Source organism: Chryseobacterium sp. PMSZPI, from assembly GCF_002835665.1.
GTDB lineage: Bacteria > Bacteroidota > Bacteroidia > Flavobacteriales > Weeksellaceae > Chryseobacterium.
Genome location: NZ_PIZV01000050.1, coordinates 49381 through 58791 on the forward strand (window position 1 = coordinate 49381; position 9411 = coordinate 58791).

A 9411-nucleotide genomic window follows, 5' to 3' on the forward strand; every position below is an offset into this window, starting at 1 on the left:
AAATTTAATGTTTTTGAAATGAATATATTAGCAACTGATGTTAAAGAAAGTTTATAAAATTATAATTATCCCTTATACTTTATTTCTCTTATATCTCATGTTTTTGGGAATGGGCAGATTTCAGTATGAGGATCATCTGATCAGGGTGGAGCCAGTGTTTTCAACACTTGAATTTATTCAGAATACAATCAGTTGGAAAACTATTATTATGATTGTCCTGGGAAATGTTATTATGTTTATCCCTTTTGGTTTTTTGGGGTTGGTTTTTCCGAAATTGGGGAAATTAAAACCTTTAATCTTTGCTTTTATTTCAGCAATTGTTATTGTGGAAGCTCTTCAATATTTTACGAGATTGGGAATATTTGAGCTAGACGATATTATTCTGAATACTTTTGGGGTGTATTTAGGTTGGTTGTTTAGCAGATGGATCGAAAAAAGATTTAGTTGTTTAGTTCTTTAGCTCGTTTTTCGGCATTAAGGATTCCGTTTTGTAAAATTTCTTTCAAACTGTTCTCTTCAAATGTTTTTAAGGCTGCTTCAGTGGTTCCGCCTTTAGAAGCAACATCTTTTATCAGATCTTCAAGACTTTTTTCAGAGTTGTTGATCAGATGATAGGCGCCCAGCATTGTTTGTTTTACAAAAAGTTTGGATAGGTTTTCTTCAATCCCCATATCAACCCCGGCTTTAATCATCGCGTCAATAATATAATAGAAATAAGCGGGTCCACTTCCCGAAAGGGCAGTGACTCCGTCCAGTAGTTCTTCATTTTCTAAGTAAACAGATCTTCCGGTACTGTTCAGTAATCTTTCAATATTAATTAATTGACTGAAAGAAATGCCCTCAGCAGCAGTGTATCCGGTGATTCCCATTCCGAGAAGGGTAGGGGAATTGGGCATGGCTCTTACCACAAGAGGGTGGTGTAGCGATTTTTGAATTTTTTCAATATTGATTCCGGCCATGATGGATAAAATCATCTGGTTTTCCTTTAATGTAAACTGAATATTCTTAGCTACAGTCTGGAAATCCTGTGGCTTTACAGCAATGATAATCAGATCTGCATCAAGTTCTTTTACATCATCAAATGTGGAAATTTTTGATTTAGGAAATTCCTCTGCAATCTTTGTTACTTTAGATTGGCTTCTAATGATCAGATGTAAATTTTCAGGTTTGATCAGCTCATATTTCAGAAATGATTTTGAAAAAGAAAGTCCCATGTTGCCGGCACCCAGAATCGCTATTTTCATATTGTGCTTTTATTTTTTAGCTAAAATAAGAATTTATAGGAATAAAAGATATTAATCTGTGATGGATTTATTGCTGTAGAACGAGTATTTGTGAGCTTTGTTCGAAGATTTTTGTCAATGTAGAGATTTTCAAAAAATGTTTTATAATATAAATTGCCACGAATAAAAGAATGAAATAATTCGTGTATTAGTGGCAATTCAAAATAATGTTTCTCGCAGATCAAGGGGGATTACGCAGATTTTTCCATAATATCTGCGTTATCTGCAAAATCTGCCTGAGAGAATTTATGCATTAAAATCCTATGCCGGGCAATATCGGGCATGAAAAAGGCTGTATTCAAAATTGAATCAGCCTGTATTTTTAAAGAATATTCACTTCCCGTTCCAGTTCTATTCCAAATTTTTCTTTCACAGAATTGATGATCTCAGTGGAAAAGTCAAAAATTTCTTTTCCTGTTGCATTTCCTGTTGCGTTAATAATTACCAGGGACTGCAGTTTGTGAGAGGCAACGTTTCCGATTTGTTTTCCTTTCCACCCGCATTGTTCAATCAGCCATCCTGCAGGAACTTTTACCACGTCTCCGTTAGGGTAACCTTGTATGTTTTCGAATTGCTGTTTTAAATTTTCAAATTGAGTTAAAGGAATGGTTGGGTTTTTGAAGAAGCTACCGGCATTTCCTATTTTTTGAGGATCCGGTAATTTGCTTTGCCTGATGTTGATCACCGCTTTGGAAACGTCCTGAATGCTTGGGTTTTCAATTCCCAAATTTTCCAATTCGGACTTGATGGCTCCATATTCGGTTTTGATATGATGATTTTTTTGAGTCAATTTAAAACTAACATCCAGGATCACATATCTGCCTTTTCCTTCTTGTTTGAAAATAGAATCTCTATAGCCAAATTTACATTGTTCAAGATTGAATATTTTGAGTTCAAGATTTTCTAAATCCAATACCTGGCAGTGTACAAAAGTATCTTTAATCTCGGTCCCGTATGCTCCGATATTCTGCATTGGGGATGTTCCTACGTTTCCGGGAATTAAAGAAAGGTTTTCAAGCCCTCCATAATTTTTTTGGAGGCAATACATTACAAATTGATGCCAGTTTTCTCCTGCCTTTGCTGTTACAAGCACTTCATTCTCATTGATTTCTTTTTCAGAAATTCCTTTTAAGTTAAGTTTAACGGCAAGACCATTAAAATCTTTTGTAAGCAAAATATTACTTCCGCCTCCCAAAAAAAGAAGTGGAAGGGAATGTTTTTTTGAAAAATTAAGGGCTTCTTTTAATTCTTCAATACCATTAACTTCGATAAAATATTGAGCTTTGGCATCAACGCCAAATGTATTGTAAGGTTTTAAGGAAAAATTTTCTTGCATGTTTTATTTGTATTCTTTTGGAAGAATTTTGTCTAATTGTTCTTTAAACTGTTGAAGTTGTTTGTAGTGTGCGGGATCCGCAAAGGAATTAACATAGATATGGGACTTACCGGGAGTGCGTATCTGAAAAGTTTCATCAATTCCGTCTACCGATTGCTGGCTTGGCGAACTTTTTATGTCCTCAAGATCATTCACGTTGATTGAAGAGATGAGCTGCTTCCATGTATCAATGCTAATGGGAGAAGTCCATTCCTGATGAGTTTGATTGGCGGTTGCTCCTTTTTCTGCAACAACAGCGTCTTTTGTGACTTTTACAATGGTGTATTCCCCCAAAGTACCCCCAATATGAGATATACTGATAAAGGTTATTTCGCTTGAATTATTATGATCAGTAGCCGGTGTTATTTCTTTTTTGTCACAAGAAAACAATGCCGACAGCAAAAGGATCGAAAACAATATTTTCAGATGTATATTTTTTGTTGTCGGCATTATATATTATTATTTATAGGCTAAATTCTTCTCTGTACTTTTTTAAAGCTTCTTTCAGAATTTCAGCACTTCTTTTTAAATCTTCTTCTTTCAAAACGTAAGCAATTCTTACCTGCTTTTTACCTAATTCAGGATCGCTGTAGAATCCACCGGCAGGGGCTACCATGATGGTTTCGTTATTAAGAGAGTATTTTTCAAGTAACCATTGTGCGAATTTTTCAGTATCATCTACAGGAAGTTCCGCTACACAATAGAATGCACCTTTTGGTTTAGGACAGATAACTCCAGGAATGGCGTTTAAAAGATCGACTAAAACGTTTCTTCTGTGCGTATATTCTTCTCTTACTGCTCTGATATAAGCTCCGTCATTCTGGTGTGCTGCAGTGGCTGCAATTTGACCTAAAAGAACCGGACTTAATCTTGCCTGTGCAAAAAGCATTGCCGCATTACGGATTTTGTTTGAACGGGTAACCATACATCCGATTCTTACTCCACACATAGAGTAACGCTTGGATTCTGAATCGATAATGATGCAGTTGTCAGCAATTTCAGGGAAATCAAGCATTGATACTTGTTGCTTTCCATCGTATACATATTCTCTGTATACTTCGTCAGAAATGATTACGATGTCATATTTTAAAGCAATTTCTGCTAATTTTTTAAGCTCTTCACGAGTATATAGGTATCCTGTTGGATTTCCCGGGTTGCAGATAATGATTGCTCTGGTTTTTTCCGTGATCTTTTTTTCAAATTCTTCAACAGGAGGAAGTGCAAAGCCTGTGTCAATGGTAGATGGTACAGCAACTACATTCACGTCGAATGTGCTGGTGAAACCATTATAGTTGGCATAATATGGCTCGGGAATGATCACTTCATCACCTTCATCACATAAAGTAGAAATGGCGAAGTTAAGTGCTTCAGAACCTCCATTGGTAACAATGAAGTTATCCGGTGTCAAATCTGAAAAGCCTAATGAATGGTAGTAATCCGTAAGGGCTTTTCTGTATTCTATATTACCTTCAGAAAGTGCATATTCTAATACTTTTAAATCGATGTTTTTTAAAGCATTTAAAGCGGTTTCCGGAGTTTCAATATCAGGCTGTCCGATATTAAGATGATATACTTTTATTCCTTTCTGTTTTGCTTGTAATGCAAAGGGAACCAGTTTTCTTACCGGCGATGGCGGCATATGCAGTGCTCTGTTTGAAATATTCGGCATTGTTCAAAAAATTTGTATGACAAAAATAAGATTTAATTTCTCAATAATAAAATTAAGAGGTAAGAAGAAGCTTGTTTTACTTGCTGTATTGTATTTTTTAAAGATAAAGGATGTAATATATTGGATATTAATAATGTCTTATTTTTAAATAAATGTTAATAATTTATTAATATTGTTCTTTTTGTATTAATATTTTCCTTAATTTTCAAAACAAATATGAATAATATGATAATAAATTTATTTTTCAGAGCTTTGCCTGCCATAGCTCTTCTCTCAACGTCTGTCATGATGGCCCAGAATTATCAAACGATGCCGATCGCTTCAGGTTATACGGCTGATGTAATTGCAAACGGAATAGGTTCCTCATCAGTTTCTACAAATAATGATGTAGATGGTGTTTCTTATGCTTTTGTTGCTAAAGATTTTCAGCTGATATCTACGAGTGCTCCTATTACATATGGTATTCCTGTTGATGGGATAATTAATTCTGTGGTGACAGCAACTCCCGGTTTGAGCTATCAATTAGGAAATTTGGGTGCAAATAATTCTTTGAGGTTAGCAACAACAAATAATCCTGGGACTTTAACCTTTGCCACACCAAAAGCAGCGACTAAGTTGTATATGCTTGCGACGAGTGGAAGTGGTACTTCCACAGTAAATGTAGTGGTAAACTTTACAGATACTACTTCACAAACATTTTCAGGAATCAGTCTGCAAGACTGGTATGGAGGTTCCAACTATGCAATTCAAGGGGTTGGAAGAATAAAAAAACCGAATGGAACTCCAGCTTCCGGAGACGATGTTCCATCATCTGAAAGCGGAATCAATCCAAGATTATATCAAAATGAATTGGTAATAGATGTTGCTAACCAGGCAAAGCAAATACAAAGCGTAACAGTAACTAAAACGGGTGGCGTTGGGATACCGAATATTTTTGCTTTTTCAGCAGATGCCTATTCGGATTGTGCACCTCCTGTATTGCAGGCAGTTTCTGGTATTACAGCTAACTCGGCATTAGTTTCATGGACAGCTCCTGCGAGCGCGGTAAGTTATGATGTGTATCACAGTACTTCCAGCACAACACCTGCGAGTACTATGACTCCCACTTATTCAGGGATATCGGGTACAAGTACTACGATAGGAAGTCTTAACTCAAATACAACTTATTATTATTGGGTAAGAACTAATTGTAGCTCGGCAACCAGCCAAAGTGTTTGGTCCTTTGCAGGGACATTTACAACGGCTTGTTCTACTTTTACGGTTCCTTACACGGAAAACTTTGATACTACAAGTGTAGGTTCATCAACGAATACAAATGCTCCAAGTTGTTGGGCATATCTGGAAAGTGCATCATTTGCCGGATATGGATATGTAAGTTCCTCAAATAGTTTTTCAGCACCTAATGCTTATTATCTGACTAATTCAACAGCTACAACGGGAAGCCAGATGTTGGTTTCACCTCCAACACAAAACCTTTCTGATGGTACTAAACGTGTAAGATTTTATGCGAGAGGAGCATCAAATGGATTTACGTTATTGGTGGGTACTTTATCAAATCCTGCAGATCCGGCTTCCTTTACACCAATTGGTTCACCTATTACTTTAACAACTACCCATACTCAATATACGGTTAATATTCCTGCCGGGGCAGATTTGCAATTAGCATTTAAACATGGCCTGGGAGGTACAAGTCGTGCCATTTATATTGATAATATTACGGTTCAGGCCATTCCTTCTTGCTTTGAACCAACTGCGGTTACAACATCGAATGCGACGATGAATTCGGCAACTATTGATTGGACGGCTCCTGCTTCAGCTCCTGGAAATGGATACGAAGTATATTATAGTACAAACAGTACAGCCCCTACTTCCAGTACTGTTCTGAATGCTACGAATTCTGTAACTTCTGCTACAACTTCTGCCCCGTTGGGTTCACTAGCTGCTGATTCAAATTATTATGTATGGGTAAGATCTGTATGCAGTCCTACGGATAAAAGTCTTTGGAGTGAGCTTGTAGCTACATTCAGAACAGGGTATTGTCTGCCTTCATCTACAAATCAGCTTTCATGGATTTCTGCTTTTAGTTCAACAGGAGCTCTTACAGATATGGCTTATACATCCGCTTCAGGAGGAACAGGAGGATACCAAAATTTAACTACCACTAATAAAATAACAAATATTGCAGGAACCAGTACTCCGATATCTTTAACAGCCGGAGGCCCAACATGTGGATTTGGAGTTTGGGTAGACTGGAATAATAATTTAACTTTTGAAGCTTCAGAAAGAATGTTTGTTACTTCCGGTTATACAACAACGGCCACAGGATCTATTACTGCACCTGTAGGAACACCTGTAGGGAATTATAGAATGAGAGTTTTGGCAGACTATAATACTTCAGCACCTTCCAATGCTTGTTCAGCAATGGCGAGGGGGGAGGTTATTGATGTTATATTTGAGGTGGCGTCATCTTTGGCAACATCAGAAACCAATCTGAAGAAAAAAGAGGTTAACGTATATCCTAATCCATTTAAAGATGTTTTGAATATTGCAGATACAAAAGACATGAAATCTGTTATCATTACAGATGTAGCAGGAAGAGTCTTGAAAACAATCGATAACCCGACCGCAGAGCTTCATTTAGGTGAATTGAATTCAGGATTATATTTAGTGACCGTACATTTCAAAGACGGAACCCAAACTACTGCAAAAGCAATAAAAAAATAATTGTATTGATAAATAATTTCAAAAGGTAGCTATATTTTGTGTAGCTGCCTTTTTTATTAAAAGATGGAATATTTATGAATTTATATGTTATCAAATAAAATATTTAGTAAATTATTATACATTTGCGCCTTAAAACTATAAAACCTATGAATAAATTAAAACTACTTTTTTTAATTCCAATACTCTATTCTCCATTTTCGCATGCTCAGCGAATTGATAAAGAAATCATTAATTTCCAACTTTTAAAAGAACCAATTTTTGCTACGGATCTTGCGAATAGAAATTATACCATCACAGTAAAATCTCCCTATAATATTACAAAAGAGGATGTTTTAAAACAATCAAAAGAAGATCATCAAAAACTGGTAGATAACTATCAGGGAAGTGTGGAGGCTGCCAAGCAGGAACACGCCGAGAAATTAAAAGATTATGATGCAGAAGTGAAAAGGCTTCAGGAAAAGTATAAATTGGAGTCTGCAGAATACAGTAAATTATCTGCGGTTGAAAAAATTGCAGCAACAACGGGCCCACCGGTATTGAGAATTCCTCCAAGACCTGTTCTTAATATTCCTTCCACTCCGGTTTACAAACAGCCCGATTTGAAGGATGCTTTGATTGTTGACAACAAAATTCTGGCTTCACAAATGAGTATTACAGGGTTTTCAAAAGGGGGAAATTACCTCGATATTGTTATTGAAATGGAAAGAACAAATTTTCAGGATAATCAGGGGAAAACTTTTGCAAACCAGCCTACAAGAATTATCGGGAAGCAAAATGGAGCCATAAAATTGGATAAAACCTATTTCTCTGACTTTACGGAAGTAGCCAATGTTCCGACTAATGAGATTAATCTGAATGCTCAGGAAAAGATATTTTTACAGAGAACGATGGATCGAACAAAGAATGTTATTAATGAAAACTTTGGTTATCAAACGATAAATTCCACCGTGACTTTGGCGAGCGTAAAGAATAAAGGAGAGTATGATGATTTAGAAAAAGCTTATATTTACGTGACTACCAATTTGAAAAAGCTTCAGGCAAAATCTGATTACGCACCTAATAAGGTGGCTATGGAAAACATGCAGAAAGGAATTGATACTTGGAAGAATGCTTTAACAAAAGTAAATTATCAGGATAAGAAAGCCCTTTATAATGCGAAAATTGGTGAATATCTTTATTTCAATTTGATAAGATTAAATATTGCTTTAAGGAATTATCAGGAAGCAGAAAAATATTTAAATGAATTACAAGAGCATTTAGTTGATATTAAATTATCTTATGATGCTAATCTTGAATTGAAGAAATTAGAAGAAACTATTTATAATACAAATAGTTAAGATATAAGTGTGTAGTTTTATAGCAGTAAGTGTATTTAAAAAAATAAAAGATGCAGATTCCGGCAGTTTCCATAGCAGATTATATTTCAAAAATTCCAGAAGAAAGACAGGAAGGTTTTAAAAAACTTTTTGATACTATTCATCACAATCTCCCCAAAGGATTTGAAGAAAATCCAAGTTATGGGATGGTAGGTTGGGCTGTTCCTTTGAAAACCTATCCTGCAGGGTATCATTGCGCCGTAAATACACCATTGCCATTTATTAATCTGGCTTCTCAGAAGAATTTCATAGCCTTGTATCATATGGGATTATATTCTACGCCGGAGCTCCTGGATTGGTTTGTGACGGAATATCCCAAACATTCTAAGAAAAAACTGGATATGGGTAAATCTTGTGTTCGTTTCAAAAAGGTTGAAGATATTCCTTTTGAACTCATCGCTGAATTGAGTAAGAAAATGACGGTTGAAGACTGGATCAGTATTTATGAATCTCATTATAAAAAATAAAAATACCTGGAATTCTACAATTCCAGGTATTTTTATTTTGCAGGAAGAGGGAAGCTGAAAGTATTTTTTATACTATTGAGAACTATTAGCCTTTTGAGGAAAAGAATTTCAGACTAAACAAAGCAATAAATCAGGTTTTCATTTGTTTCCTGGCTTCAAAAAACTTCACTCTTCCAGCTTCCTTTCTTCCCACTACTTTAAAACTCAATATCCCAGATTCCTGCTCTACGCTCAAGCTCAACTAAAGCAGCAGCATTATCTGCAAGAGCCTGGTAGTAATCTTTTCTTACATCATTATAGGTTCGCTGTGCATTCAGTACTTCCAGGATGGAACTTTCTCCTCTTTTGTAGCTGTATGTAATCCCATCCAATATGCTTTTGGCTTCTGTAAGCATTCCGTTATGGAATTGCTTGACCTGTTTTTGGGTAGCTACATATTGTTGATAAGCTTGCATCACCTCAGCTCGTATTCCTTGCTCAATTTGTTGGTACTCAACTTCTGCCTGAGAATGGGCCA

The 9411-nt window shown here is 35.9% G+C and carries 9 protein-coding genes; 4 read left to right on the top strand and 5 right to left on the bottom strand.

Annotation, left to right across the window (positions count from 1 at the left end; genetic code table 11):
- Nucleotides 1–37 precede the first annotated feature (37 nt).
- A complete protein-coding gene (locus CW752_RS09540; RefSeq protein WP_101239486.1) occupies nucleotides 38–460 on the top strand; it encodes a VanZ family protein in 423 nt (140 codons plus the stop codon).
- Here the strand turns inward: CW752_RS09540 and proC are convergent.
- From proC to CW752_RS09560, 4 genes are all read right to left on the bottom strand, one after another.
- Nucleotides 441–1244, bottom strand: a complete 804-nt coding sequence (proC, locus tag CW752_RS09545; RefSeq protein ID WP_101239487.1) for a pyrroline-5-carboxylate reductase — start codon at nucleotides 1242–1244, stop codon at nucleotides 441–443. The two genes, CW752_RS09540 and proC, sit on opposite strands and share 20 nt — an antisense overlap.
- 361 nt (nucleotides 1245–1605) lie before the next feature.
- Nucleotides 1606–2619, bottom strand: coding sequence for a UDP-N-acetylmuramate dehydrogenase (gene murB / locus CW752_RS09550; protein WP_101239488.1), 1014 nt, complete (start codon nucleotides 2617–2619; stop codon nucleotides 1606–1608).
- Nucleotides 2620–2622: 3 nt separating this feature from the next.
- Nucleotides 2623–3108 (bottom strand): hypothetical protein, encoded by a 486-nt coding sequence (locus CW752_RS09555; protein ID WP_101239489.1) that lies wholly within the window; start codon nucleotides 3106–3108, stop codon nucleotides 2623–2625.
- A gap of 13 nt (nucleotides 3109–3121) precedes the next feature.
- Nucleotides 3122–4327, bottom strand: coding sequence for a pyridoxal phosphate-dependent aminotransferase (locus CW752_RS09560; RefSeq protein WP_101239490.1), 1206 nt, complete (start codon nucleotides 4325–4327; stop codon nucleotides 3122–3124).
- A gap of 225 nt (nucleotides 4328–4552) precedes the next feature.
- On the opposite strand from CW752_RS09560, the gene CW752_RS09565 reads away from it, so the two are divergent.
- The 3 genes from CW752_RS09565 to CW752_RS09575 all read left to right on the top strand — a co-directional run bounded on the left by CW752_RS09565 (nucleotide 4553) and on the right by CW752_RS09575 (nucleotide 8894).
- Nucleotides 4553–7051, top strand: a complete 2499-nt coding sequence (locus tag CW752_RS09565; protein ID WP_185117605.1) for a GEVED domain-containing protein — start codon at nucleotides 4553–4555, stop codon at nucleotides 7049–7051.
- 146 nt (nucleotides 7052–7197) lie between these two features.
- Nucleotides 7198–8388, top strand: a complete 1191-nt coding sequence (locus tag CW752_RS09570) for a hypothetical protein (RefSeq protein WP_101239492.1) — start codon at nucleotides 7198–7200, stop codon at nucleotides 8386–8388.
- Nucleotides 8389–8438: 50 nt separating this feature from the next.
- Nucleotides 8439–8894: a DUF1801 domain-containing protein gene (locus CW752_RS09575; RefSeq protein ID WP_101239493.1), complete on the top strand. Its 456-nt coding sequence runs from the start codon at nucleotides 8439–8441 to the stop codon at nucleotides 8892–8894.
- Between the two features lie 197 nt (nucleotides 8895–9091).
- On the opposite strand, the gene CW752_RS09580 is transcribed toward CW752_RS09575, so the two are convergent.
- A partial coding sequence (locus CW752_RS09580) for a TolC family protein (protein ID WP_145957853.1) occupies nucleotides 9092–9411 on the bottom strand: 320 nt, incomplete at its 5' end.

Coding starts and splice junctions, on each gene's coding strand:
- proC (WP_101239487.1), bottom strand. CDS start 1,244: ATGAAAATAGCGATTCTGGGTGCCGGCAACATGGGACTTTCTTTTTCA.
- CW752_RS09560 (WP_101239490.1), bottom strand. CDS start 4,327: ATGCCGAATATTTCAAACAGAGCACTGCATATGCCGCCATCGCCGGTA.
- murB (WP_101239488.1), bottom strand. CDS start 2,619: ATGCAAGAAAATTTTTCCTTAAAACCTTACAATACATTTGGCGTTGAT.
- CW752_RS09575 (WP_101239493.1), top strand. CDS start 8,439: ATGCAGATTCCGGCAGTTTCCATAGCAGATTATATTTCAAAAATTCCA.
- CW752_RS09570 (WP_101239492.1), top strand. CDS start 7,198: ATGAATAAATTAAAACTACTTTTTTTAATTCCAATACTCTATTCTCCA.
- CW752_RS09555 (WP_101239489.1), bottom strand. CDS start 3,108: ATGCCGACAACAAAAAATATACATCTGAAAATATTGTTTTCGATCCTT.
- CW752_RS09540 (WP_101239486.1), top strand. CDS start 38: ATGTTAAAGAAAGTTTATAAAATTATAATTATCCCTTATACTTTATTT.
- CW752_RS09565 (WP_185117605.1), top strand. CDS start 4,553: ATGATAATAAATTTATTTTTCAGAGCTTTGCCTGCCATAGCTCTTCTC.